The organism is Enterococcus sp. DIV1421a, from assembly GCF_051711025.1.
Taxonomy (GTDB): domain Bacteria; phylum Bacillota; class Bacilli; order Lactobacillales; family Enterococcaceae; genus Enterococcus_B; species Enterococcus_B hirae.
In genome coordinates this window covers 2,194,797-2,221,500 of record NZ_JBIOLU010000001.1, presented here as the reverse complement: position 1 = coordinate 2,221,500, position 26,704 = coordinate 2,194,797, and the positions used below count along the sequence as shown (strand labels likewise).

The following is a 26,704-nucleotide window of genomic DNA, read 5'->3' as shown; positions in this document are numbered from 1 at the left end:
AGCAATGTTACAATCAATTAAGTGCTTAGGCACGAGGAGGGTATTATTAATGGAAAACGGAACAGTTAAATGGTTCAACGCTGAAAAAGGATTTGGTTTTATTTCACGTGAAGACGGAAGCGATGTTTTTGTTCACTTTTCAGCTATCCAAGGTGACGGATTCAAAACTTTAGAAGAAGGTCAAGCAGTGACTTTTGATGTTGAAGAATCAGATCGTGGCCCACAAGCTGCTAATGTTGAAAAAGCTTAAGTAGAGCGAGTAAACTAAATAAGTGTTGTTCACCTATTTAAACATGTTAAGAGCGTAAGTGATTACGCTCTTTTTTGTTACAAAAAAACTTATAATGGACAACTGCGCCGAACTTTACCCATCTATGTAGGTAGTCGGCGCATGCAGCCATTATAAGTTTTTCATTTATTTTTCTTCATCAGGTGTCATCACCATTGGAAGGATCATTGGATGTCTTTCTGTTCGTTCAAATAAGAAAGGTTGTAAAGCGCCTGTCATGGCTTCTTTCAGTTTATGTTCAGAGCAATCAGGAGCATTTAACACTTCACGCAATGCATGGAAAAGGATGCGTTGCGCCTCATTGATCATCTCACCTGATTCACGCATATAAACAAAGCCACGTGATAAAATATCAGGTCCCGCTAAAATTTCTTTCTTTTTGATGTCGACAGTAGCAACTGCCAGAACTAGTCCTTCTTCAGATAACAAATGACGGTCTCTCAAAACAACATTTCCAATGTCACCGATCCCGCTACCGTCGATATAGACGTCACCGGCAATAAAATGTCCGGCTGGACGAGCGGTTTCGCTAGTCAAAGCCAACACATCTCCATTTTCCATAATAAAGCAATTTTCAGCAGGTACACCGGTATCTTGAGCAAGGGAAGCATGGATCTTCAACATTCTGAATTCTCCGTGGACTGGAACAAAGTATTTAGGCTTCATCAAACGAAGCATCAGCTTTTGTTCTTCTTGACCACCGTGTCCAGAAGTATGGATATTGTTGATTTTCCCATGAATGACTTCTGCACCAGCTTCAGATAATAAATTGATCAAATGGTTGACGCTGGTAGTATTCCCAGGAATTGGTGAGCTTGAGAAAATGACGGTATCATCTGGTTGGATCTGGATTTGGCGATGGGTACCATTAGCAATACGACTTAAAGCAGCCATCGGTTCACCTTGAGAACCAGTACATAAGATCATCGTTTCATTCGCAGGTAATCGATTGATTTCATGTGCATCAACAAAGGTTCCTTCTGGGACTTTGATATAGCCTAAACGTTGGCCGTTAACGATCGCATTTTCCATACTGCGTCCAAAAACAGCAATTTTTCTGCCGGTAGCAACCGCTGCATCTGCTGCTTGTTGTAGACGGAAAATGTTTGAAGCGAAGCTGGCAAAAATGATCCGACCTTCGATTTTCTCAAAAATCTTTAGGATCGAAAGACCAATCGTTTTTTCTGATTTTGTAAATGTTGGGATCTCAGCATTTGTACTGTCTGATAGCAAGCAGAGTACGCCTTCTTCACCGATCCGTGCCATTTTGTGCAGGTTAGCAGGTTCACCAACTGGGGTGAAATCAAATTTAAAGTCACCTGTTGCAACGATATTACCAGAAGGTGTTTTTACAACGACACCCAACGCATCAGGGATACTATGGGTTGTTCTAAAAAAGCTGACCGATGTTTTTCTGAAACGAATCACGGTATCTTCATTGATTTCATGCAATTGTGCATCTCTAAGCAAGCCATGTTCATCCAACTTATTGGTAATCAGTGCAAGCGCTAATGGCCCAGCATAAATAGGGATATTCGCTTGTTTCAACAAATAAGGAATGCCACCGATATGGTCTTCGTGTCCATGCGTGATCACCAGTGCTTTCACTTTGTGTATATTTTGAACGATATAGTTGTAGTCAGGAATTACGTAGTCAATCCCAAGCAGATCATCTTCTGGAAACTTGATTCCAGCATCAATGATGATAATCTCATCTTGGAATTGTACCCCATACGTGTTTTTCCCGATTTCACCTAATCCACCAATAGCAAAGACGCCTGTCTCATTATTTTTGATGGAAAGTTTCATTTTAAAACTCCACTAATGTGAATTCAGCATTTTCTTTTTCGTATTCTAGATGACTGCCTTCTAGAAGTTGAACGAATTCAATGTTGTATGGGGTATTTTCTTCCACTTGTTGACGTGCGTCAACATCACTATTTGCTTCAATGTAAAGTGATTTTGTTTCTTCCCGTTTAGGATTACGGATTTTTGATTCTTGATAATATACTTTGTAAATCATGTTTATGTCTCCTTTATCTGCATGTCGCAGTAATTTAGCTAGTTGATTTTTTAGACAACACAAAACGAGGGGTCAAGCCACCTGTTTTTTGATATGCTTTGATTAAAATGAGCGATTCTAATCAAAGAGACAAGCCTCGTTTTGCTTCTCTGTTCGGAAATTTTTTCAACCGTACCTTCTGTATGAATTCATACAATAGTTAATTGCTATTTTAGCATAAAAAAGTGGATAAGTATAGAAATCAACAAGGTGGAAAGGAAAAATGTTTTTTATCATTTAAATGTAATAAAAAAAATTTTTGATGAGAGAGGTGTTCTATATACTATAGGAGTGTGCTATTATTTTTATTAATAGCTAAATTTATTCTAATTAAAAGGAGATGAGAGTTTGAAGTTGATGTGGCACTATACCATGCGCTATAAGAAATATTTGTTATTAAATTTCATCTGCGTATTTGGTTTTATTTTAATTGAGTTAGGCTTACCAACGATTTTAGCTCGTATGATTGATGTCGGGATTCGTAACAACGATTTTGGTTATGTAAAACAACAAGGGATCTTGATGGTCGTGATTACTGTGGTTGGGATCATTATGAATATTCTATTAGGCTATTTTGGTTCACGGATCACGACGAACATCGTTGCGGATATTCGTGACGATCTATTCAAGAAAATCCAAAGTTATTCTCACCAAGAATATGAAACATTAGGGGTTGCTTCGTTGATCACGCGTACGACGAACGACGCTTATCAAATTATGCTGTTCTTACAAAATATCTTACGGATCGGATTTATGACACCGATGATGTTTGTTGTCAGTCTTTATATGGTTATGCGGACCAGTGTTTCATTGAGTTATTATGTGATCGGAGCTCTACCGTTTTTACTACTTTCAGTGGTTGCGATTGCGAAATTTTCTGAACCATTATCAAAAAAACAACAGAAAAATTTGGATAAGATTAATAGTATTTTACGTGAAAATCTTTCAGGATTACGTGTTATCCGGGCATTCGTTAATGAAAAATTTGAAGAAAAACGATTTGCGAAAGTTAATGATAACTATACAAAAAGCTCGAAAAGCTTGTTTCGTTTAATGGCCGTTGCACAGCCTGGATTCTACTTCCTGTTTAACATTGTAATGGTCTTGATCATTTGGAGCGGAGCAGTTCAAATCGATGCTGGTTCTCTTCAAGTGGGGGATCTGATTGCATTTATTGAATATATTTTCCATGCATTATTCTCCTTCATGCTGTTTGCAAGTGTCTTTATGATGTATCCACGGGCAGCTGTTTCAGCAGGGCGTATCCAAGAAGCATTAGATGCCTCACCGTCGATCAAAGAAGATCCAAATGGTGTATCTGAAACAAAAACCAAAGGATATATTGAGTTTAAGAATGTGACATTTGCTTACCCTGGACATTCACAAGAACCCGTGATCCGTAATGTGAGTTTTACTGCTTCGCCAGGAGAGACAGTCGCATTCATCGGTAGTACAGGTAGCGGGAAGTCAACGTTGATTCAATTGATTCCTCGATTTTACGATGTAAGTGATGGGGAAATCCTTATTGATGGCGTAGATGTCAGGGACTATCGCTTGAGTAAATTAAGAGATAAAATTGGCTTTATTCCTCAAAAAGCATTGTTATTTACTGGGACGATCGCAGATAATTTAAGATATGGAAAAGAAGATGCTACGCAAGAGGAGATGGAGCGAGCAGCTGAAATCGCACAAGCAACGGACTTCATTTCGAAGAAAACGGATGGGTATGATGAACTTCTTTCCGAAGGTGGAGCTAATTTCTCTGGAGGACAAAAGCAGCGTTTAGCGATTGCCAGAGCTATTATTCGACGTCCGGAAATCTATATTTTTGATGACAGCTTCTCGGCACTTGATTATCAAACGGATGCAAAACTTCGGGCTCGCTTGAAAAAAGAAACGACCGAATCAACGGTGTTAATCGTGGCGCAGCGAGTGGGTACGATCATGCATGCTGATAAAATCATCGTCTTGAATGAGGGAGAAGTCGTAGGTATCGGGACACACCGTGAATTATTAGAAAACTGTCCAATCTATTATGATATCGCAGCTTCGCAATTATCGAAGGAGGAATTAGCATGAAACAAACATTATCTTCCTTAAAACGATTAGCTCGATACATCAAACCTTATCAGTTAACATTTTTCTTTGTGCTGTTGTTTACTGTTTTGACGGTGATTTTCAACGTTGCTTTACCCTACGTTGTCGGATTGCCAACTACTGAGATCAGTCACAATATTGCAAACAACGAAGCGATTAATTTTTCTTATATTTTCAATTGTTTGATTTGGATCACGATCGTGGGCGTTGGTTATTGTGTTTCGCAATTACTTTCAGGTGTTTTGATGACGAATGTCGTGCAAAGTGCAATGCAAGATTTGCGAAGAGATATTGAAGAAAAAATCAATCGATTGCCTGTTTCTTATTTTGATAAAAATCAACAAGGAAATATCTTATCTCGGGTGACGAATGACGTAGACGCAGTCAGTGGAGCGTTACAGCAAGCGTTTATCGGTGTGGTGAATGCTATTTTAGGGATCACACTGGCAGCAGCGATGATGTTTTATATCCAGCCATTGATGGCGTTGATCTCGATGATCATGATTCCTGCATCTATCTGGATTTCAAAACGTGTGATCAATGCTTCGCAAAAATATTTCCAAGAAATGCAAAATTCGTTAGGGGATTTAAATGGTTATGTCCAAGAAAATATGACTGGTTTTAGTGTGTTAAAAGTTTATGGACGTGAGCAAAAAACGTTTGAAGGATTCAAACAAGTCAATCATCGATTGAAACATTATGGATTTAGAGCAGCCTTTATATCTGGATTGATGATGCCCTTAGTTCAGTTGACCGCATATGCTACTTATATCGGTATGGCTGTATTGGGAAGTTTTTACGTCATTACGGGTGTCATCGTTGTGGGGCAATTACAAGCATTTATCCAATATATTTGGCAAATCAGCCAGCCAATGGGGAATATCACACAGTTATCTTCTGTATTGCAAAGTGCATCTGCGGCTACCAGACGTGTCTTTGAGATTTTAGATGAACCAGAAGAAAAAGAAAATAAAGTGGATGTCACTTTACCAGAAACAGTAGCAGGAAATGTTTCATTTGAACATGTTGATTTTGCTTATGACCCTAAAAAACCGTTGATTCAAGATTTGAACTTTGAAGTAAAAGCTGGTCAAACAGTTGCGGTAGTCGGACCAACCGGTGCAGGGAAAACCACTCTGATTAATTTATTGATGCGTTTTTATGATGTGAGTCATGGGGCAATAAAAATCGATGGTATTGATACTAAAACGATGAGTCGTAGTGATGTCCGCTCATTATTTGGGATGGTTCTTCAAGATGCTTGGCTCTATGAAGGGACAATCGCTGATAATATTCGTTTTGGTAAATTAGATGCGACGGATTATGAAGTCGTTGATGCAGCAAAAACAGCTAACGTTGATCATTTTATTCGGACAATGCCTGATGGGTACGAAATGGAAATCAACGCTGAAGGTGACAATGTTTCGTTAGGGCAAAAGCAATTATTGACTATTGCCAGAGCCGTGGTTTCTGATCCTAAAATCTTGATACTTGATGAAGCTACTAGTTCTGTCGATACTCGTTTAGAAGCATTGATCCAAAAAGCAATGGATCGTGTAATGGAAGGACGAACAAGTTTTGTTATTGCTCATCGCCTTTCAACGATTCGTGATGCGGATTTGATCTTAGTGATGGATCAAGGACAAATTATCGAAAAAGGAACGCATGAAGGGCTGTTAGCTCAAGGCGGATTCTATGAAAAACTGTACAATAGCCAATTTGCTGAAGATGTTGCTGATGCTTGATACCGATTAAACCAAGAGGTTGTGAAAGAAGCGGGTAGCTCTGATGACAATAAGAAAGAATTTTTTGAAACAGCTTCTCATGTTTTGAAAAATTCAGGCTTATTTCAAGGAGTTGCTTCTTGAACACCGTTTAAACCAAGAGGTTGTGAAAAAAGCGTTTTGACCTGAGCGTTAAGGATGAAAATCTCGAAACAGCTCTCCATGTTTTGAGATTTTTTGACTTATCGCCGAAGGTCAGCTCTTTGAACACCGTTTAAACCAAGAGGTCGTGAAAGAAGCGATCAGCTCCGAGCAAATAAGAAAGAATTTTAGAATAGAGAGACTGAGGAAAAATGGTTGGCTCCCCGTCAAGTGGACACGGAAATATAATAAAATTTTTAGAGAGCTGTTTGCTAATTTTGTGGCAAACAGTTCTTTTGTTTTTCATTGTTTAAACCTCGGCTGCGCTTGGTTGGCGTATCCCTCAGATGTGCGAAACAAAGGACATTTCACCCATCTAAGAGATACGATTATTACGCTGCCATTAAAAGCTGTTGGTGAACTTGTAATGGCGTTTTGGATTTCAAGCATCGTTGATAACGGCCATTGTTATAGTAGTTGATGTAATCTTCGATCATCGATACGAGATCTTCGCGTCTTGTAAATTTACGACGATAGTATTTTTCACGTTTCAATGTTCCCCAGAACCCTTCCATTGGCCCATTATCAATACAATGGGCTACACGAGACATGCTTTGTTTCATCCCTTGATTTTTGATTTTATTTCTCATGTTTTTACTGGTGTACTGAAACCCTCGATCGCTATGGAATAGCGGATGAGCCACAGGTTCAAGTCGAATCGCTTCGTCAAAGGTATCAAAAACCAACTTATTATCATTTCTATCGCTAATGACGAAAGAAACAATACGCCGATCTGCTAAGTCTAGAATGGCACTAAGATAAATTTTTTTTACTTGGTTTCCTAGAGTGTACTTGAATTCACTGATATCAGTTAGCCATTTTTCATTTGGTTTATCTGCATGGAAATTTCTATTTAGATAGTTCTTGGCAATATGATAAGGATTATTGGACGCTTTAGTAATTCCGCTTGGCTGGTGTTTGACGGTAGATTTAATTTGAAGACTACGACAAATCCGCAAGACTCTTTTGTCATTGACGTGCAAACCAAAGTTTTGAACCAAATCGTCACGGATTCTCCGATACCCCTTGTCGTTATCTGCTTCATAGATGTATCTTATTAGGTCTGCCAGGTGCTCGTTAAAGATAGTTTGAGCTGATTTTGGTTGCTTTAACCAACGGTAATACGCTGATCTGGAGACGTGTAAAAAATCACACATTAATTTTATCGAATAATTTTTGAGATCATGGAGTTCCTTAATTGCTTGGTATTCAAAGATATGACGGATGAGGTCTAGTCCCACTTCCTTTCTAACTCCCTGACTTTTTTTAAGAGGTCATTTTCCATTTCTAACAGTTTAATTTTGCGTTCTTGTTCAGCCAGTCGATCACGCATTTCTTCTTCTGGTGTCCGACTGGGTTCTGTTCCAGCTCGATGTCCTCGACGATCTTTTAAGCCGGCTTCGCCCATTTCCTTATATTTTAGTACCCAATTACGTACTTGTTGGTACGATACCTGATACTTGATAGCCGTTTTGCCATAGTTATGATCATGCACAATACAATAGTGGACAATTTCCACCCGTTCTTTGAAGGTTGTTTTTCTTGATTGACTCATTTGACTTCCACCGCTTTCTGTTTTGAAGTTTCCATGAGTATTATATATCTTTATCCAATTTCGTAGTTGTTTAGACTGTCTTAGTCCGTATTTCTTAGTAATTTCCGACAGACTCCCTAAACCATTTAGGTAATCATTTACAGCCTGAATCTTTGTTTCAATCGTATAGTGTGTATTCTTTCGTCTTGCTAATAAGCCAGTAGGCCCCTCATTCTCATAAAGCATAACCCAGTTACTTAAAGCAGCCCAACTAATGCCTGCAGTGCGAGCTAGGCTGGTCATACTGTCTTCACCATTCAAATAGCTTTCTACTAGTTCTACTCGTTTTTCTGGAGTGAGTTTCATCTTTCTTTTCGGCATACAAAATCCCCCCTATACAGGACTTTTATATTTCAGTGTCCTATATAGGGGGAGCATATCAAAACTTTCCTCAGTCTCTTTTAGTATCTCTAAAAATCGAATAAACAGTGAGATAAAAGTAGCATCAAGAAATAAGAAGCACCAAGTAGGTAACGATCAACAGCAAAAAACGAGTGTTTATGCTTCTTGTTAATTTTCAGAAATCCCTTCTTATTTATTAAAGCTAAACATTTTTGTCTCACCTCTTTTTTTATTTGTTGGACTACTATACAAAATAAAAATAATAGGATCTGAGCGTTACGATAATTTTGTAGTAGAAAAAAGATCAAGGGAGGCGAAATAGCATTCAAAAATGCTTCTACTACTGGATGCTTGCTAGTAAATGAATTTTACGCGTAATTGTTTACTAAAAGAATGAAAAGAGATGGTGAAATGCAGATAAAACGGAAAAGGATAGTGTATAAAAAATAACTATATGAATGGGAGTGTTATTTATTATGAACAAAAAGACCTTTTATAAAAAAGTATGTGCAGGAACTATTGGATTAATTGGGGTAAGTGTTGTTGGATTGTCAGTAAATGCAGAAACTAGTAATGTTTTAGTCAATAAAAATATTGCTATCTCCCAAAATGTGGATCAAAATAATTTTGATTTGAAAGACATCGTCGCATTTAATGGAAGTGCCGTCCAACTTGATTCCCATACAGCTCGTCTTACTCAATCGAAACAATTTCAAAAAGGAACAATATCTGGAATCGTCTCCCTTGATATGAACTATGATTTCTTGTTGGATATGGATGTCAATTTAGGTGATAATGTAAATGGTGCTGATGGGGTAGGTGTGGCTTTCCACCAAGGAGCAATTGGCGACATTGGAGCTAATGGTGGTGGTCTAGGTATCAGAGGCCTGAAAAAGGGAATTGGATTTGAATTGGATACCTATTCTAAAGCGCCAGATAGAGATGATGCGGATACTTCTTTCAACCATGCTCAAATGGTTGGTGCTCATGGAGGCTTTGTTTCAACAGATGCCAACAGCGGATTTTTAACCGCTTTAGCTCCTATGCAACAAATTAAATTCACGCCAAATACTTTTAAAAAATTAACGTTAAAATGGAATAGCAAGCAACAACTTATTACTGCAGATTATGATGGGCAACATTGGGAATTGAAAAATCCAAACATCGATAAATCAAAGAAATATACTTTTACGATTGGAGCTGCAACAGGAGAACACTTCAATACGCATACTGTCAGAATCAATCAATTTGCAGCTGTTTTTGAAAAACCAGAGTTACATGCAAATGATATTGAAATTTTGCACGATGAGTTATTTGATCCATATGACAAACGAATCAATCTAAGTGCTTATGATCGTGTTGACGGAGACATCACAGACAAAATCAAAGTGGTAGAAAACAACGTTGATTCCTCTATTCCTGGAAAATACCAAGTCACTTATGAAGTGAAAAATAGTGTAAATGAAGTGGCTAGAAAAACGATTAATGTAACGGTGAAAATCAATGATACTTGGCCTGACGGACAAACTGCTGGATGGAAAATGTTCTCAGGTGATGATATTGAACTAGTGAAAGATCCTGTGAATGCTTTAGTAGGTGACTATACTTTCTTTGCTGATCAGCATGCTAGTGTATATAAAATCTTTAACGGTAGTGAAGCTTTAGAAGAAAATGCAACTTATCGAGTAACCGTTTATGTGAAACCGGTGGTAGATATGTTGAGTGACCATTATGTAAAAGTGGCATTGAAGGAAGATACTTCGTCTAAAGATAGTCGTGAACTCCTTAACACCACATTGATGAGAGATGGGGTTTTAGAAGAAAAAGGATACTATCGACTTACAACTACTTTTAAAGTAAATAAAGGAGAAACAAGCCCACTAATCAATGTGGAAAACTATAAAGCTGGCTATATCGGCTCAATCAATATTTCTAAAGTAAATGGATAAAATTTAGCTACCAGTTTAGATAGCATATAGATAAAAGGAAAGAGCTTGGAACACGAAAGATTGTTCTGAGCTCTTTAGTTGTGTAAAAACGAGAGGTTGAGACAAAAGTGTTCAGCATCAAGAAATAAGAAGGAATTTCCGAAAATTGACAAGAAACACAAAAACTCGTTTTTGATGTTGATTGTTACCTACTTGGTGCTTCTCAAATTTTTGGTAAATTTCGGCAAATTTTCCGAAGATGCTACTTTTGTCTCACCGTGAACAAGAGGCTGTGAAAGAAGCGTTCAGCTCCGAGCGAATAAGAGAGGATTTTTTAAAATAGCTCCTCATATTTTAGAAAATCATCGCTTATTGTTGAGGAGTTGCTTCTTGAACGTCGTTTATTCGTTTTTAGAGATACTAGAAGAGACTGAGACAACTTTTGTCTCAGTCCCTAGAGAGTAGGCGTGCTTGAAGGGACTATGAAATAATAGCTGCTAGTCTTTTTGAAGGAGAAATCCATCTTCTGCTATAATTGGAAATAAGCCAAAAAAGGAGATGTGTAAAAATGAGTCAAAAATTTATTGCACCGAATGCAACTGTTGTTGGCGATGTAGAGCTCGCAGAATCGGTCACAGTTTGGTATCAAGCGGTGATTCGTGGGGATAGCAATACGGTTAAAGTTGGAGCAAGAACGAATATTCAAGATGGTACTGTTATTCATGTGGACCATGATGCACCAGTTGAAATTGCTGAAAATGTAACGGTAGGACATCAATGTATGCTTCATGGTTGCACCATCGAAAAAGGCGCGTTGATTGGTATGGGATCAACTATTTTGAACCATGCAGTGATCGGTGAAAATAGTTTGATTGGTGCTGGTTCTTTAGTGACCGAAGGCAAGGTCATTCCGCCCAACGTATTAGCGTTTGGTCGGCCAGCTAAAGTCATTCGTCCTTTAACGGAAGAAGAGATTGAAAAGAATCGCCAAAATATTCAACATTACGTTGAACTTGGAGAACAATATAACGAAGGGAAGTTTAAAGAACAGCATTGAAAAACCGAGCTTTCGTTCCAACTGAAAAAAGGACGATGAGCCGCTCAATCGAGCAGTCCCATCGTCCTTTTAGTTTACAAATGATATTAGTTTAATCCAGCACTGTTTTCCATCACTTCATCAATCAAACCGTATGCTTTCGCTTGTTCAGCAGTCATGTAATTATCACGGTCGGTATCTTTTTCGATCACTTCAAGAGGTTGACCAGTACGTTCTGCTAAAATTTTGTTCAAGCGTTCTCGTGTTTGTAAAATGTGACGAGCTGCGATTTCGATTTCTGTCGCTTGACCTTGTGCGCCGCCAAGTGGTTGATGGATCATGATTTCAGCATTTGGTAAAGCAAAACGTTTGCCTTTTTTACCTGCTGTCAGTAAGAAACTACCCATAGAAGCAGCCATACCCATCACAATGGTTTGGACATCTGCTTTAACAAAATTCATCGTATCATAAATCGCCATTCCAGCAGTAACAGAACCGCCAGGAGAGTTGATATAAAGATAAATGTCTTTTTCAGAATCTTGTGCATCTAGGAAAAGCAATTGAGCAATGATCGAGTTTGCAAGATCATCAGTCACTTGACCACTTAACATGATAATGCGGTCTTTTAATAAGCGTGAATAAATATCATAAGCTCGTTCGCCACGAGAGGATTGCTCAATAACTGTAGGGATTAAATTCATAATTTGGTTCCTCCTTAAGTTCTTTACAAATAGTGTAACACAAATTCATTTCTTCTACCTAAAAAGTAGTATATATTCTTGGTCAATAAAGGTCAAATAAAAAAATTTTAGAAAATAGTCTGTGCTTGCACGTTTATGTTATGATGAAATAGAAGAATACAGCAAGGAGGAACACTAATTGGTAGTTGGCATCGTAGGCTTAATCGGCGTTTTATTAGGAGCTATTTTAGTATATATCGGGATGGTTGTTCAGATGCGCCATCTTGAAAACAAAGAGCAACGAAGACGGGAGTTAGAATTAAAAGTCAAAGAGATTGAGACTTTGAATCAACTAAATAAAAAAATCAATGAAATCTTGCAAAAAAGAGCAACACTGTTAGATGAATATGTCAGCTTTGATGCATTTGATGATTGTTATATCACTATTGATGATTTTGCTTATTTACAGTCATTTGCTGCACAAAATAATTTTTATCTTCCAAATTACATCTTAGAGGAGTTATTTAAAAACATTGCGCACCGTAAAGTCGTTCTTTCTCCTGACGAAACGATGAAAATAGGCGGTTATGCTTATAAAGGTGGACGTGTGATCTTAGAAAACTTCACGGATAATCTGACGGAAATGATCAATGAAAAAAAAGCGCAATTAAAAAGTGTCACGCGACAACCCATTGGCTTTTTCTCAAATGATAATGTGTGGAGCTAATTGTTTTTTGAGTTGAGATCGAAGAGGATCAAAAAACTTTTATAATTTGTAAAGTCAAGGTTGTGACAGAATTGTCTAGCTTTTAGAAATAAGCCGAAGAATCCAAAAGTAGTTCCTTATATTTTTGGTTTTTTCGGCTTATTTTTCGATAGATGAAACACTATGAATGAGAGATTGTGAAAACAGCAGTTTGCCCTGAGTATGAAGAATGAAAATCTCGAAACAGCTCCCCATATTTTGAGATTTTTGTCTGATCGTCGAAGAATAGCTTTAAGCGAATGAGAGAGGACTTTTATAGCTTTTCATATTTTAGAAAATCATCGCTTATTGCTGAGTAGTTCTTTATTGAATACCGTTTACTCATTTTTTAGAATGACAAGTCAACCTCATTCTTAACCATTTGAAGTATTACGACTTTTTCACAGCCTTTTTCCTATGGTACAATCAAAGAGACTGAAAGTGGTGATGAAATGGTTCAGATTTTTGCGCATCGTGGAAGTAGTGGTACCCATCCAGAGAATACATTGCCTGCGTTTGCCGAAGCTGTTCGAATAGGTGCAGATGGGATTGAACTAGATGTTCATTTGACGAAAGATGAGCAGATCGTGGTGATTCATGATGAGGAAGTGGATCGGACGACGGATGGCAAAGGATTGGTACGGGAAAAAACATTAGCAGAGATAAAAAAGTTGAATGCAGGAAAGTGGTTCAATACAGAGTTTCAGGCAACAAAAGTGCCAACTTTGAAAGAGGTCTTGCATCTTTTTTGGGAAATGAATTATCGTGGAACGGTAATGATCGAGATCAAAACAGATAAATATGAGTATGCTGGCATCGAAGAAAAAGTAGTTCAACAATTAAAAGCAGTGGAATGGCCTTTTCGACATGCGTACTGCAGTTTTAACTTTCATACATTGGAACGAGTAGTAAAAATTGATCCTCAGGCACAGCTGGATCTTCTTTTAAGTACGTCACAAAAGAAAGTACAGTTAGCTGAAGATACTCCTTGGATAGAAGGGATTCATCCTAGAGGTGACTGGTACTTGGAGCATTTGCCATCCATGGAGACATTCCCCAAATCGATCAGATGCTGGACCATCAACGACGACCAGCAGATGACACGATGTTTCGATCAACAACTAGATGCAATAATCACAGACTTTCCCCAAAAAGCATTTTGGATAAAACAAACAATGAAAAAGTAGGATGATAATGGAAAAAGTATTAGTAATCGTTGGACCTACAGCGGTAGGGAAAACAGCGCTTAGCGTGGAATTGGCTAAAAAATTTAACGGTGAAATTATTAGTGGGGATTCACTGCAAGTTTACAAGAAATTAGATATCGGAACAGCTAAAATAAAGACGTCAGAAATGGAAAGTATTCCCCATCATTTGATTGATATCATCGAACCGAATGAAACTTATTCCGTAGCAGATTTTCAAAAAGCTGGACGAAAATTGATCACAGAAATCACAGAACGTGGCCATTTGCCGATGATCGTTGGCGGAACAGGGTTGTATATTCAATCTTTGCTTTATGATTTTCAATTGGGTTCAAAAGAGGAAAGCGTCACAGCGGTACGAAAAAAATATGAAGAATTAGCTGAAACACTCAGTAAAAAAGAACTTTGGGAGTATTTGAAAACAAAAGATCCGCTAGCAGCGGAAAAAATTCATTGGAACAACCAACGAAAAGTGATTCGAGCTTTAGAAGTATTTGAAGTGACTGGCTATAGTATCACAACACCGCAAGAGGAACCCGCACGTCTTTATGATTATTGTATGATTGGTCTTAATACCGAAAGAGCCTTGTTATACCAGCGCATCAATCAACGTGTAGATAGTATGTTAGAGGAAGGCTTATTAGAAGAAGCACGTTTTGTGTATGAACTTGGTGAAGTCCAAGCGAGTCAAGGTATTGGATACAAAGAATTTTATCCGTATTTTAAGGGAGAAGAATCTTTAGAAAACGTTGTGGAGCAGTTGAAGATGAACTCGAGACGGTATGCAAAGCGACAATTAACATGGTTTCGTAATCGTCTTGATGCACATTGGTTTGACTTATTAGCAGAGTCCAGTAGTATGGAGCAAATTGATCAATTGATCAGAACGTGGTTGGAGGATAAAGATGACGAATAAAAAAGAAAAAGTGATCATCGTAGGTGTTGAGACAGAACAGAATCAACGATACTTCACAGAATCGATGGCAGAATTGAGCAAGCTGACCAATACAGCTTCTGGGGAAGTAGTATTTACGTTGACGCAAAAACGACCGCAAGTCGATCGTCAAACCATTATCGGTAAAGGTAAATTACAAGAATTGATCCAACAAGCGGATGCTCATGAAGCGGATCTGATTATTTTTAACCATGAAATGACCCCTCGCCAGAGTCAGCTAGTCTCAGAAGCAGTAGGAATCCCTATCATTGACCGAGTTCAGTTGATTTTAGATATTTTTGCCATGAGAGCCCGTTCGAAAGAAGGAAAGTTGCAAGTAGAGCTAGCTCAATTAGAATACCTTTTACCACGCTTAGCTGGACAAGGAAAGTCATTGTCTCGATTAGGTGGTGGAATTGGAACGAGAGGACCTGGGGAAACCAAATTGGAAACGGATCGACGTCATATCCGTAATAAAATATTAGGGGTAAAACGTGAGTTGAAGGCTGTAGAAGCGCATCGAGCGAGAAACCGCCAAAAAAGACAGTCTAGTGAAATCTTTCAAATTGGTTTGATTGGGTATACCAATGCGGGGAAGTCAACCATTCTTAATTTGCTTACGCAAGCGGATACGTATTCTAAAGATCAGTTATTTGCTACTTTGGATCCCTTAACAAAGAAATGGCGATTTGCAGAAGGATTTGAGATTACGGTTACTGATACGGTTGGATTTATTCAAGATCTTCCGACACAATTAATTGATGCGTTCCATTCAACATTGGAAGAAAGTCAATCCATGGATCTATTGTTACATGTAGTTGATGCAAGTTCGCCAGATCGTATTTTGCAGGAGCAGACTGTATTACAGTTGATGGCGGAACTAAAGATGGAAGAGATGCCTGTATTAACAGTCTATAACAAAGCGGATCAAATTGATCCAGCCTTATTTACTCCCTCACTCTTTCCCAATGTATTGATATCGGCGCAAAGTACCGATGGGAAAGAAAAGCTAGTACAAGCGATCAAACAACAGTTGTTGGAATTGATGGTGCCATACACGCTCTTTGTACCCAGTCAGGATGGGCAAACGTTAAGTGCTTTACGAAGACAAACCCTCGTTTTGAAAGAGCATTTTGTAGAAGAAAAAAATGGATATGAAGTAAAAGGATTTGCAAAGTCAACTTCTAAATGGCTGAATAGTTAAATGGTCGTTGTCTCTTTCTTATCAGAGTGACCTATGTATTTTCTCTTTTTTTAAAAGTTAGAAAACTTGAGCAATGAATCGTTGCTCAAGTTTTTTTGTAAAAAAAACCAACCCTCATGTTAGAAAACCTGACATAAGCGGTTGACAGTAGTTTTTTTGATTGGTATACTTTACCCAACTTGTTAAACGAAAGGGGACGTCTGATGGGAGAAAAGGAATTGCGCCGTTCAATGTCTGTATTTCCAATTGGTACAGTAATGAAACTGACTGATTTATCCGCACGACAAATTCGTTATTATGAAGAACAAGATTTTGTTCATCCTGAAAGAAGCGAAGGAAATCGTCGAATGTATTCATTAAACGATATTGACTTGTTGTTAGAGATCAAAGATTATCTTTCTGATGGATTAAATATGGCTGGTATCAAACGAGTTTACGAAATGGCTCAAGCCAAAAAACAGGAAGAAAAGAGCAAAAAACCGCTAACTGATCATGACGTTCGACAAATTTTTCGTGATGAGATATTGGCGCAAGGTGGGCTAAGTAAAACTGGGCATTATCAGTCGCAAGGAATGCAACGACAATTCTTTGACTGAATAATATAAACAAAAAGAAAGAGGGATACCATGGTAAAGAAACAAATAACTGGTGATGAAATTAAACGAATCATTGAAGAAGAGAACGTTCGCTTTTTAAGATTAATGTTCACAGATATCTTAGGAACAATCAAAAATGTCGAAGTACCCGTTAGTCAAATCGATAAAGTACTTGAAAATAAAATGATGTTTGATGGTTCTTCGATCGAAGGGTTTGTTCGGATTGAAGAAAGCGATATGTATTTGTATCCTGATCTTTCAACATGGATGATCTTCCCTTGGGAAAGTGATCATGGCAAAGTAGCTCGTTTAATTTGTGATATCTATAACCCAGATGGCACACCTTTTGCAGGTGATCCACGCGGGAATTTGAAACGTGCATTAAAAGATATGCGCAACCTTGGATTTACCTCTTTCAACTTAGGTCCAGAACCAGAATTCTTCTTATTTAAGTTAGATGAAGATGGTGGGATCACGACCACGTTAAACGATAAAGGTGGATATTTTGATTTTGCACCAACAGATTTAGGTGAGAACTGTCGTCGTGATATTGTTTTAGAATTAGAAAGCCTTGGGTTTGAAGTAGAAGCTTCTCACCACGAAGTAGCTCCTGGGCAACATGAGATTGATTTTAAATATGCAGACGTTGTGGATGCTTGTGACAATATTCAAACATTCAAACTAGTCGTTAAAACAATTGCTCGTAAACATGGGTTACACGCAACGTTCATGCCTAAACCATTATTCGGGATCAATGGTTCGGGGATGCACTGTAATATGTCCTTGTTCAATGATGAAGGAAATGTCTTTTATGACAAAGATGGCGATTTAGAACTTAGCCAAACAGCGTATCATTTCCTAGGTGGGCTATTGAAACATGCTCGTGCCTATACAGCGGTTTGCAATCCTACCGTCAACTCATATAAACGTTTAGTTCCTGGCTATGAAGCACCAGTATATGTGGCATGGAGCGGTCGTAATCGTTCACCATTAGTCCGTGTTCCAGAATCACGTGGCTTATCCACACGTTTGGAATTGCGTTCAGTTGATCCATCTGCTAACCCATATCTAGCAATGGCTGTTTTATTACAAGCTGGATTAGATGGCGTTCGTAATGAAATCACACCACCAGCAGCGGTGGACCGAAATATTTATGTGATGAACGAAGAAGAACGAGAAGAAGCCCACATTCAAGATCTTCCTTCAACGATCCATAATGCAATCAAAGAATTAAGAAAAGACAAAGTGATGATCGATGCTTTGGGACAACATATCTTTTCGAACTTTGTCGAAGCAAAACGCTTAGAATGGGCAGCCTTTAGACAAACTGTTTCAGAATGGGAAAGAGAACAATACTTGGAATTATATTGATTATCGCTACCCAATTAGAATACGAATAACTGGAGTTGGAGAGATCCATCTCACTTCACTCTAAAAACGAGTAAACGGTGTTCAAGAAGCAACTCCTCAGCAATAAGCGATGATTTTCTAAAATATGAGAAGCTATTTAAAAAAATCCTCTCTTATTCGCTCGGAGCTGAACGCTTCTTTCACAACCTCTGATTCACGGTGTTTAAGCATCAGCTCCTTGAAGTAAGTCTGAATTTTTCAAAACATGAGAAGCTGTTTTAAAAAATTCTTTCTTATTGTCATCGGAGCTGACCGATGCTTTCATAACCTTCTCAACTTGATAAACAGGACAATAAGCCAAAATTTTACGAAAAATGAGTACGACTGAAAAGAAAGACAGTTTGTTTTAACTGATTTCTTAGTCGCTGAAGACTTATTTTAGGAAATTTTGGCTTATTTTGTTCGCGCATTGTTTGGTGAGTAACTTATGTGGTGGGACAACAAAAAACTCCTGAAGAATACACTTCAGGAGTACGAGAATGAGAAACGGATGATGTTAAGTTATTCTGAATCACAAATAACTGGTTGGATTGTGTAATGAAATCATTCTCTACGAGTAGTATACAGCTATTTCTGATTGAAATTTTTTTTAAAATTTTAATGGAAAGAAAATTATTTGCAAAATATGAATAACACACCTATTCTATAGTATAAAAAAATTTTTTTCATTTTTTTGTGTGTAGAATTTTTCTAAGAATATTCTTGTCTTACAGTGATTATTGCACTCCTGGATACGCACAAGTAAAAAATGAGTTCATTGAAGATTGTATATGATGATAAATAATTGAATTTTTTTAATTTGAGCATACCTATTTCTTCTGGGGGGGGAATTAGGTATGCTCAAATTAAAGTTATTGCCTTATTATTATATTATAAAGGAGGCATAAATTTATGAATAAAGTTGAATTAGATCAAATAATCAAAGATATGAATGAAGGATTAGAGGAAGATAAAGAAGAAATATTTTTATTAAACCTACGTACTTATTCTAAAGATGAAATCAATTACGTAGTAGATCGTCTTAATCTGGATGATCATACTCGTGAACAGGTTAGAACATCACAAATTAATTCAATGAAAAAACATCAAGTGCGAAAAAAAAATTTATTAAGAGACGAAAAACTTAGAGCTGTTCATAAAAATTTAAACAAACAAAGTGAGGAAGTCAATTCATTCTCTGATCGCTCAAAGATGATAGATACAGTTGTTGCATCTATCAATCAATTGATTCATGATCCGGAAATTAATGTTATTCAACCAATAGACGATATTGATATAAGTGAGGCATTAGACGTCTTCTTTGAAAAAACCTATTTTACACCAGATGAAATAAATTCTACTATTGATAAGCTAGAACTAGCAAATAAAGAAAATCTTCGTGAAACAATTAGAAAAAGGGAGATTGAAGAAGAACCTCGACGTAAAATCAAGTTTTTAAAAGAAGAACGAATACAAAAAATTAACGAAATGGTGCAACAGTCGATGACATCAAGGACGTTCACAGAGGTTGCAGAGAGTCTTAAAAAAATGTATTCAGAGTTACCTTACAAAGTTAATGAGGCTGATTTAAGTGAGGATATAGAATTTGTAATAGAAAATTTTAAGATGAAACCTAATGATATTGGTTCTTTCGTGGACTTGTTTGACCTCAGTCCTGATACTCGTAATAAAATTAAAGAATCACAAAAGAAAAGAATTGAGGAGATGAAGGCAATAAGGGATACTGAACTTTCAATAAAAATAGAAAGGTTGAGAATGCGCCGTCCTTTTACCCTGATACAGGATATCACTTCAGTACTTCGTGAGCAAATGAATGACCCAGTTATTCCACTTGCACAACACGAGGTTGTATCTATATTAGAAGAGAATTTAGATATACCACATAGTACAACAATAGAAGGTACTTCAAGACGTGTTTTGCCTCTTAGGCAGAATGAATATAGGGAAATTATACATAATCTTGGTTTGAGCGTGGAAAACGTAAATGAACGTTGGCAGTTTAACCGCCATGCTGTAGAACTGCTGACTAACTATGCTGAATTCAATATGTTACAGCATCCACAAACAGATCTTGTGCATGGCAATCCACAGGAACTTTCAAACCTTGAATTATATAAAAGAGAATTTAGAGAGTTGGTTAAAGAAAGTGTAGGCAAGGTGGGAACTAAAGCTGAAGATAAATCAGGTTTTCAAGCTGAAATTTCTAATTTGACCCCCGAACAACAGGAACAGGTAATGAAAAAAGTGGAGGATTTGAAGAAAAGAAGACAAGAAAATTGGAAACAATTAGATGTAGAAAAAATGTCACCGTTAAAAAATAGGACAGAAAAATTCAATGCTGCAAGAACGAGAAGTACAAACACATCTGAAAAACAAGGACAAAAATCTTCTAGAGATCATCAAAGATAGTCTAGTGAATGAGTAAAGAAGTCGTATGGCTAATCGTTCTTACTAAAAGAATGAGTGTGCTATTTTTCGTGCAGTTTTTTATTAGAGAGTGAACTACCTGTTTTCATTTATCAATGACGTTGGATTATTCTTATGACTAACGACATCTGCAACGTTAAATTAGAGGCTTGACTTTCTTCAAATTTGCTTGTAGTATACTCATTGGGCACCCTTTTAAAGGGTCAGAAGTTCACAGAAATTTTGCTCCCTATTCTAACTAGAATAGGGAGCTTTGTTCATTTTCTGGGACTTTTCCTGCAGATAAAAGAAGAAGGAGTTTTTGAACTTATGACAAAATACATTTTTGTAACGGGCGGCGTAGTTTCATCGATTGGTAAAGGAATCGTTGCAGCTTCTTTAGGTCGTTTGTTGAAAAATCGTGGCTTAAAAGTAACCATCCAAAAATTTGATCCCTACATCAACGTAGACCCGGGAACGATGAGTCCGTACCAACACGGAGAAGTTTTTGTAACAGACGACGGAGCAGAAACTGATTTGGATCTAGGCCATTATGAACGTTTTATCGATATCAATTTGAACAAATACTCCAATGTTACTACAGGGAAAATTTATTCAGAAGTACTTCGTAAAGAACGAAAAGGGGAATACTTAGGAGCAACTGTTCAAGTCATCCCTCATATCACAAATGAAATCAAAGAGAAAATCATGCGTGCAGCAAAGATGACTGATTCAGACGTGATCATCACTGAAGTTGGCGGAACAGTCGGCGATATCGAATCTTTACCATTTTTAGAAGCACTACGCCAAATGAAGGCGGATGTTGGTGCTGATAACGTGATGTATATCCACACCACATTGATTCCTTATCTAAAAGCTGCGGGAGAAATGAAAACTAAACCAACTCAACATAGTGTAAAAGAATTACGTGGTTTAGGCATCCAACCTAATATCTTGGTGGTTCGAACAGAGCAACCTGTTTCACAAAATGTGAAAAATAAATTAGCACAATTTTGTGACGTAGAACCCGAAGCGGTCATTGAATCACCAGATGTGGACACTCTTTACTCTATTCCGTTGCTTTTACAAAAACAAGGCATGGATCGCATCGTTTGTGAACATTTGAAACTAGAAACGCCAGAAGCTGATATGGAAGAATGGAAACAATTAGAAGAAAAAGTATTGAATCTGAAGAAAAAAGTCCGAATTGCTTTAGTAGGTAAATATGTAGAATTACCAGATGCTTATATCTCAGTTGTTGAAGCGTTGAAACATTCAGGCTTTGCTTTTGATGCGGATATCGAACTTGACTGGATCAAGGCTCAAGATTTAACTAAAGAAAATGTTGCAGAATATTTGAAAGATGCAGATGGTATCTTAGTACCTGGTGGTTTTGGCGATCGTGGGGTCGAAGGAAAAATCGAAGCCATCCGTTACGCTCGTGAAAATGATGTGCCTTTCTTAGGTATTTGTTTAGGCATGCAAATGGCGTGTGTGGAGTTTGCTCGTAATGTGGTTGGCTTGGAAGATGCTGCTTCAGCAGAAACTACACCAGAAACAACGAACAATATCATTGATTTGATGGCAGACCAAGAAAATATCGAGAACTTAGGTGGAACGTTACGTCTAGGTCTTTATCCATGTAAAATTAAAAAAGGAACGAAAACAGCGGAAGCTTATGACGGAGCCGATGTAGTACAAGAACGTCACCGTCATCGTTATGAATTCAACAATAAATACCGTCAATTATTTGAAGAAAAAGGATTAGTATTCTCAGGTGTTTCTCCTGATAATCGTTTAGTGGAAATCGTGGAATTAACAGAGAAAAAATTCTTTGTTGGCTGTCAATTCCATCCAGAATTGATCTCAAGACCAAATCGTCCACAAAAATTGATCAAAGGATTTGTCGGAGCTGCTTTGTCTGAACGTGAAGGAAAATAAGCGGGACAAATACGCTTTTATTGTTTCAGATGAATTTAGAGAAAACAGTTATAAATAAATTGTTATTGTTTGAACAATAAAAAACGATAAACTAGCCATTTTTGACTAAATCAGCCAACTGAAAACCTTATTTTTTGCAAAAAAGTTCTTGAAAATTTTCATTTTCATTGATTTTAGTAGAAAACTCTGAAAATGTTTGGTAAAATAGGTTCGTTGGTTAAGGATAGTCTTAACAAATTTAGTTTTACAAAACTTAGGAGGAATTTATTATGCCAGTAGTATCAGGAGCTGAATTTTTAAAAGCTGCTCGTAAAGGCGGTTACGCTGTCGGCGGATTCAATACAAATAACTTAGAATGGACTCAAGCAATCCTTGAAGCAGCTGAAGCAAAACAAGCACCAGTACTTATCCAAACTTCAATGGGTGCGGCTAAATACATGGGCGGCTACAAAGTTGCTAAAGATATTATTTGTGACTTAGTTGAATCAATGAACATCACTGTTCCTGTTGCCATCCACTTAGACCATGGTGACTATGATGCAGCTATGGAATGTATCGAAGTAGGCTATACTTCAGTTATGTTTGACGGTTCTCACTTACCATTTGAAGAAAACTTGAAATTAGCGAAAGAAGTTGTAGAAAAAGCTCACGCTAAAGGAATTTCTGTTGAATGTGAAGTTGGTTCAATCGGCGGAGAAGAAGATGGAATCATCGGTAACGGTGAATTAGCAGATATCGAAGAATGTAAACAAATGGTTGCTACAGGAATCGACTACCTAGCATGTGGTATCGGTAACATCCATGGTCAATATCCAGAAAACTGGAATGGTTTAGCATTTGATCATTTACAAGCAATCGCTGATGCTGTAGGTCCAGATATGCCTTTAGTATTACATGGTGGATCAGGTATTCCTCAAGAACAAATCCAAAAAGCAATTTCAATGGGTGTTTCTAAAGTAAACGTAAATACTGAATTCCAATTATCATTTGCTAAAGCTACTCGTGAATATATCGAAGCTGGCAAAGATAAAGAAGGAAAAGGTTTTGACCCTCGTAAATTGTTAGCACCAGGTAAAGCTGCAATCATTAAAGATGCAGAAGAACACATTGATTGGTTCGGTTCAGCTAACAAAGCTTAATTAATCGATTAAGAATGCCGTAAAACAGGTTCAACCTGTTTTGCGGTTTTTTTTTCGCAAATTGATAATCGTTCACTTTGATAAACATTTGTCCATCTTTTTTCAGAATAGACCTTTGATTTTTGAGGAAATAAAAAAGAATGGGAACTCGTTTCTTTATTTCATCTATGATAAAATACAAGCATGTGTAATAAAATTGAACAATAACAAGGTGGAAATCAATGAAAAAAATCATAATTGAAGGAAATCGTCCGTTAACTGGTGAAGTAACGATCAGTGGGGCTAAAAATAGTGCAGTGGCTTTGATTCCTGCAGCGATTTTAGCAGATTCTCCGGTTATTTTAGAAGGCGTACCTGATATTCAGGATGTTCATTCACTAATCGAAATTTTAGAAATCATGGGAGCAAAAATCCATTTTTCACAAAATATTTTAGAAATTGATCCCCGCGGTATCGTCTCTGTGCCCATGCCAAGTGGTAAGATCAATAGTCTACGAGCTTCCTATTATTTTATGGGGGCACTGCTTGGAAAATTTGGTGAGGCAGTGGTTGGTTTGCCAGGTGGTTGCTATCTAGGACCACGACCAATTGATTTACATGTCAAGGGTTTCGAAGCATTAGGTGCTTCAGTCAATAATGAACATGGTGCAATGTATTTACGGACCGACCAACAGGGATTACAGGGAAATCGGATTTTCATGGATGTCGTTTCAGTCGGTGCAACGATCAATGTGATGTTGGCTGCTATTAAAGCGAAAGGTCAGACAGTAATCGAAAATGCCGCTCGTGAACCAGAGATCATCGATGTTGCTACTTTGTTGAATAATATGGGTGCCAAAGTGCGAGGAGCAGGGACGGATGTGATCCGAATCGAAGGTGTAGACAAACTCCATGGTTGTCGCCATTTCATGATCCCTGATCGAATCGAAGCAGGGACTTATCTAGCGCTTGCTGCAGCAGCAGGAAATGGTGTTAAGATCAAAAATGTGATTTACGAACATTTAGAAAGTTTTATTGCTAAACTTCAAGAAATGGGCGTAAACATGACAATTAGAGAAGATGAGATTGAAGTGTTTCCGTCTAAAGAGTTAAAAGCGGTGAATGTGATGACTTATCCATATCCTGGGTTTGCAACAGACTTACAACAACCATTGACTCCCCTCTTATTAATGACCAAAGGAACAGCTGAAATCACAGATACGATCTATGCTAAACGTGTGAATCATGTGCCTGAATTAGCACGTATGGGTGCTGATATATCAGTGGAAGGGAATTTGATCATTACAAATGGACCAAATAAACTTCATGGAACAGAGGTAGTCGCTTCTGACCTTCGAGCAGGTGCTTGTTTAGTTATTGCAGGTCTCATGGCTGAAGGAACAACTACTATTTATAACGTAGAATATATTTTACGTGGTTATGATCATATTATTGAAAAATTGACGGCATTAGGTGCTGAAATCCAAATGGTGGAGGAAGTGGAAGCTGAATGAGTGATTATTTAACGATGGCGGAACTGGAAAATAAGACATTAAAAGAGGTCTACAGTTACGCAAAAGAATTTAAGATTCCTTATTATAGCAAAATGAATAAAAAAGAATTATCTTTAGCTGTGATTCGGGCGCAAGCAGAAAAACAAGGGTTTTATTATATGGAAGGAATCTTAGATATCGTTGGACAAGATGGGTATGGATTTTTACGACCAATCAATTATGGACCAAGTGTAGAAGATATCTATATCTCTGCTTCACAAATAAGACGGTTTAGTTTGCGAAATGGAGATAAAGTAGCAGGAAAGGCTCGCCCACCTAAAGAGTCAGAACGTTATTATGGGTTGATGCACGTGGAAAGTGTAAATGGAAAAGACCCAGAAGAAGCCAAAGAACGTCCGCATTTTCCAGCTTTGACACCTCTGTATCCTCAAGAACAGCTTAGGTTAGAAACAACCTCTCAAAGACTAGCAACAAGAATGATCGATATCTTCTCACCAGTAGGTTTTGGTCAACGTGGCTTGATCGTAGCACCTCCTAAAGCCGGAAAAACTTCTGTGTTAAAGGAAATCGCCAATGGAATCACTGAAAATCATCCAGAAGTAGAACTGATCGTTCTTCTGATCGATGAACGCCCAGAAGAAGTCACGGATTTGGAACGCAGTGTCAAAGGAGATGTCGTTTCATCTACTTTCGATTTACAACCACAAAATCATACAAGGGTATCTGAGTTGGTCCTGGAAAGAGCGATGCGTTTAGTCGAAGATAAACGAGATGTCGTGATCTTGATGGATAGTATTACCCGATTAGCTAGAGCTTACAATTTAGTCGTACCACCAAGTGGTCGTACATTGAGCGGGGGAATCGATCCAGCCGCACTATATAAACCAAAAAAATTCTTCGGAGCAGCTAGAAATATCGAAGAAGGTGGAAGCTTGACGATCTTAGCAACTGCCTTAGTCGATACGGGTAGCCGAATGGATGATGTGATCTATGAAGAGTTTAAAGGAACAGGGAATTTAGAACTTCAACTGTCTCGTGAACTATCTGAGCGTCGTATCTTCCCTGCCATTGATATCAAGAAATCTGGTACGAGAAAAGAAGAGCTTCTAATGCCAGAAGATCAATTAGAAGAAATTTGGAAGTTACGAAAGAATATGGTCGGCGATTCATTGGAATACACCGAACAATTGATCCGTTTTTTAAGAAAAACCAAAAACAATCAACAATTTTTCAAAGAATTCCAAGATGTCTCGTTCGGTAAAAAAAATCAGACAAGAAATCTAAAAAGATAATTGCAACGTTGTTAGAAACATGTTAAGATGTTACTGTTGTATATCGACAAATCAACTCTGGTTCAGCAAATGGGTCAGGGCAAAGGAGCGAAAACGCATGAAAGAAAACATCCATCCAGATTACCATCCAGTAGTGTTCTTGGATTCAACAACTGGCTTTAAATTCTTGTCAGGTTCAACAAAAACTTCACAAGAAACAGTTGAATGGGAAGACGGTAATACATACCCAGTCATCCGTGTCGAAGTTACTTCTGACTCACATCCATTCTATACTGGACGTCAAAAATTCACACAAGCAGACGGACGTGTGGACCGTTTCAACAAAAAATACGGTCTCAAAGACGCAAACGCTGCAGAATAATCAAAACATTGTTCATACGATGTTT

The 26,704-nt window shown here is 37.7% G+C and carries 22 protein-coding genes; 17 read left to right on the top strand and 5 right to left on the bottom strand.

Annotation, left to right across the window (positions count from 1 at the left end):
• Positions 1-49 precede the first annotated feature (49 nt).
• On the top strand, positions 50-250 hold the full coding sequence (locus IGK21_RS10065) for a cold-shock protein (protein ID WP_010718724.1): 201 nt from the start codon (positions 50-52) through the stop codon (positions 248-250).
• A gap of 165 nt (positions 251-415) precedes the next feature.
• Here the strand turns inward: IGK21_RS10065 and rnjA are convergent, their stop codons facing one another.
• Complete coding sequence (gene rnjA / locus IGK21_RS10060; protein WP_010718723.1) at positions 416-2,098, bottom strand: ribonuclease J1; 1,683 nt, start codon at positions 2,096-2,098, stop codon at positions 416-418.
• Position 2,099: 1 nt separating this feature from the next.
• On the bottom strand, positions 2,100-2,312 hold the full coding sequence (locus IGK21_RS10055; RefSeq protein ID WP_010718722.1) for a DNA-directed RNA polymerase subunit epsilon: 213 nt from the start codon (positions 2,310-2,312) through the stop codon (positions 2,100-2,102).
• A gap of 387 nt (positions 2,313-2,699) precedes the next feature.
• Here IGK21_RS10055 and efrA point away from each other — a divergent pair, with 387 nt between their 5' ends.
• Positions 2,700-4,430: a multidrug efflux ABC transporter subunit EfrA gene (efrA, locus tag IGK21_RS10050; RefSeq protein ID WP_010738063.1), complete on the top strand. Its 1,731-nt coding sequence runs from the start codon at positions 2,700-2,702 to the stop codon at positions 4,428-4,430.
• Positions 4,427-6,193, top strand: a complete 1,767-nt coding sequence (gene efrB, locus IGK21_RS10045; RefSeq protein WP_010718720.1) for a multidrug efflux ABC transporter subunit EfrB — start codon at positions 4,427-4,429, stop codon at positions 6,191-6,193. The genes efrA and efrB overlap by 4 nt, the downstream gene beginning before the upstream one ends.
• A gap of 512 nt (positions 6,194-6,705) precedes the next feature.
• Here the strand turns inward: efrB and IGK21_RS10040 are convergent.
• Together IGK21_RS10040 and IGK21_RS10035 are read right to left on the bottom strand one after the other, a co-directional pair.
• The gene (locus IGK21_RS10040) at positions 6,706-7,614 is read right to left on the bottom strand and encodes an IS3 family transposase (RefSeq protein ID WP_197538272.1); all 909 of its coding nucleotides are present in this window, start codon (positions 7,612-7,614) and stop codon (positions 6,706-6,708) included.
• On the bottom strand, positions 7,605-8,288 hold the full coding sequence (locus IGK21_RS10035; RefSeq protein WP_034700759.1) for a helix-turn-helix domain-containing protein: 684 nt from the start codon (positions 8,286-8,288) through the stop codon (positions 7,605-7,607). The genes IGK21_RS10040 and IGK21_RS10035 overlap by 10 nt, the downstream gene beginning before the upstream one ends.
• Positions 8,289-8,785: 497 nt before the next feature.
• On the opposite strand from IGK21_RS10035, the gene IGK21_RS10030 reads away from it, so the two are divergent.
• Positions 8,786-10,258, top strand: a complete 1,473-nt coding sequence (locus IGK21_RS10030) for a lectin-like domain-containing protein (protein ID WP_034698948.1) — start codon at positions 8,786-8,788, stop codon at positions 10,256-10,258.
• A 547-nt stretch (positions 10,259-10,805) separates the two neighbouring features.
• Positions 10,806-11,294, top strand: a complete 489-nt coding sequence (locus IGK21_RS10025; RefSeq protein ID WP_010718718.1) for a gamma carbonic anhydrase family protein — start codon at positions 10,806-10,808, stop codon at positions 11,292-11,294.
• 86 nt (positions 11,295-11,380) lie between these two features.
• Here IGK21_RS10025 and clpP read toward each other — a convergent pair whose 3' ends face one another.
• Entirely contained in the window at positions 11,381-11,974 is a 594-nt protein-coding gene (gene clpP, locus IGK21_RS10020) for an ATP-dependent Clp endopeptidase proteolytic subunit ClpP (RefSeq protein ID WP_010718717.1), read from the bottom strand.
• A gap of 178 nt (positions 11,975-12,152) precedes the next feature.
• Here clpP and IGK21_RS10015 point away from each other — a divergent pair, with 178 nt between their 5' ends.
• The 12 genes from IGK21_RS10015 (at position 12,153) to IGK21_RS09960 (ending at position 26,679) form a co-directional block, all read left to right on the top strand.
• Positions 12,153-12,680 carry a hypothetical protein gene (locus tag IGK21_RS10015; protein WP_010718716.1) on the top strand — a complete coding sequence of 176 codons (528 nt, stop codon included), beginning with the start codon at positions 12,153-12,155 and terminating at the stop codon, positions 12,678-12,680.
• A gap of 470 nt (positions 12,681-13,150) precedes the next feature.
• Positions 13,151-13,885, top strand: a complete 735-nt coding sequence (locus tag IGK21_RS10010; protein WP_034698950.1) for a glycerophosphodiester phosphodiesterase — start codon at positions 13,151-13,153, stop codon at positions 13,883-13,885.
• 7 nt (positions 13,886-13,892) lie between these two features.
• Entirely contained in the window at positions 13,893-14,819 is a 927-nt protein-coding gene (miaA, locus tag IGK21_RS10005; protein ID WP_181915092.1) for a tRNA (adenosine(37)-N6)-dimethylallyltransferase MiaA, read from the top strand.
• Positions 14,809-16,041 carry a GTPase HflX gene (gene hflX, locus IGK21_RS10000; protein WP_034698955.1) on the top strand — a complete coding sequence of 411 codons (1,233 nt, stop codon included), beginning with the start codon at positions 14,809-14,811 and terminating at the stop codon, positions 16,039-16,041. Before miaA ends, hflX begins: the two co-directional genes overlap by 11 nt.
• A gap of 203 nt (positions 16,042-16,244) precedes the next feature.
• Entirely contained in the window at positions 16,245-16,637 is a 393-nt protein-coding gene (locus IGK21_RS09995; RefSeq protein WP_010718712.1) for a MerR family transcriptional regulator, read from the top strand.
• Positions 16,638-16,667: 30 nt separating this feature from the next.
• Positions 16,668-18,008, top strand: a complete 1,341-nt coding sequence (gene glnA, locus IGK21_RS09990) for a type I glutamate--ammonia ligase (protein WP_010718711.1) — start codon at positions 16,668-16,670, stop codon at positions 18,006-18,008.
• A gap of 930 nt (positions 18,009-18,938) precedes the next feature.
• Positions 18,939-20,456 (top strand): hypothetical protein, encoded by a 1,518-nt coding sequence (locus tag IGK21_RS09985; RefSeq protein WP_232622382.1) that lies wholly within the window; start codon positions 18,939-18,941, stop codon positions 20,454-20,456.
• A 327-nt stretch (positions 20,457-20,783) separates the two neighbouring features.
• Positions 20,784-22,394 (top strand): CTP synthase, encoded by a 1,611-nt coding sequence (locus IGK21_RS09980; RefSeq protein ID WP_010718709.1) that lies wholly within the window; start codon positions 20,784-20,786, stop codon positions 22,392-22,394.
• A 269-nt stretch (positions 22,395-22,663) separates the two neighbouring features.
• Positions 22,664-23,533: a class II fructose-bisphosphate aldolase gene (locus IGK21_RS09975; protein ID WP_010718708.1), complete on the top strand. Its 870-nt coding sequence runs from the start codon at positions 22,664-22,666 to the stop codon at positions 23,531-23,533.
• A 221-nt stretch (positions 23,534-23,754) separates the two neighbouring features.
• Positions 23,755-25,026 (top strand): UDP-N-acetylglucosamine 1-carboxyvinyltransferase, encoded by a 1,272-nt coding sequence (locus IGK21_RS09970; protein WP_010718707.1) that lies wholly within the window; start codon positions 23,755-23,757, stop codon positions 25,024-25,026.
• On the top strand, positions 25,023-26,318 hold the full coding sequence (rho, locus tag IGK21_RS09965) for a transcription termination factor Rho (protein ID WP_010718706.1): 1,296 nt from the start codon (positions 25,023-25,025) through the stop codon (positions 26,316-26,318). Before IGK21_RS09970 ends, rho begins: the two co-directional genes overlap by 4 nt.
• Positions 26,319-26,415: 97 nt before the next feature.
• Positions 26,416-26,679 carry a type B 50S ribosomal protein L31 gene (locus tag IGK21_RS09960; protein ID WP_010718705.1) on the top strand — a complete coding sequence of 88 codons (264 nt, stop codon included), beginning with the start codon at positions 26,416-26,418 and terminating at the stop codon, positions 26,677-26,679.
• Positions 26,680-26,704: the final 25 nt, after the last annotated feature.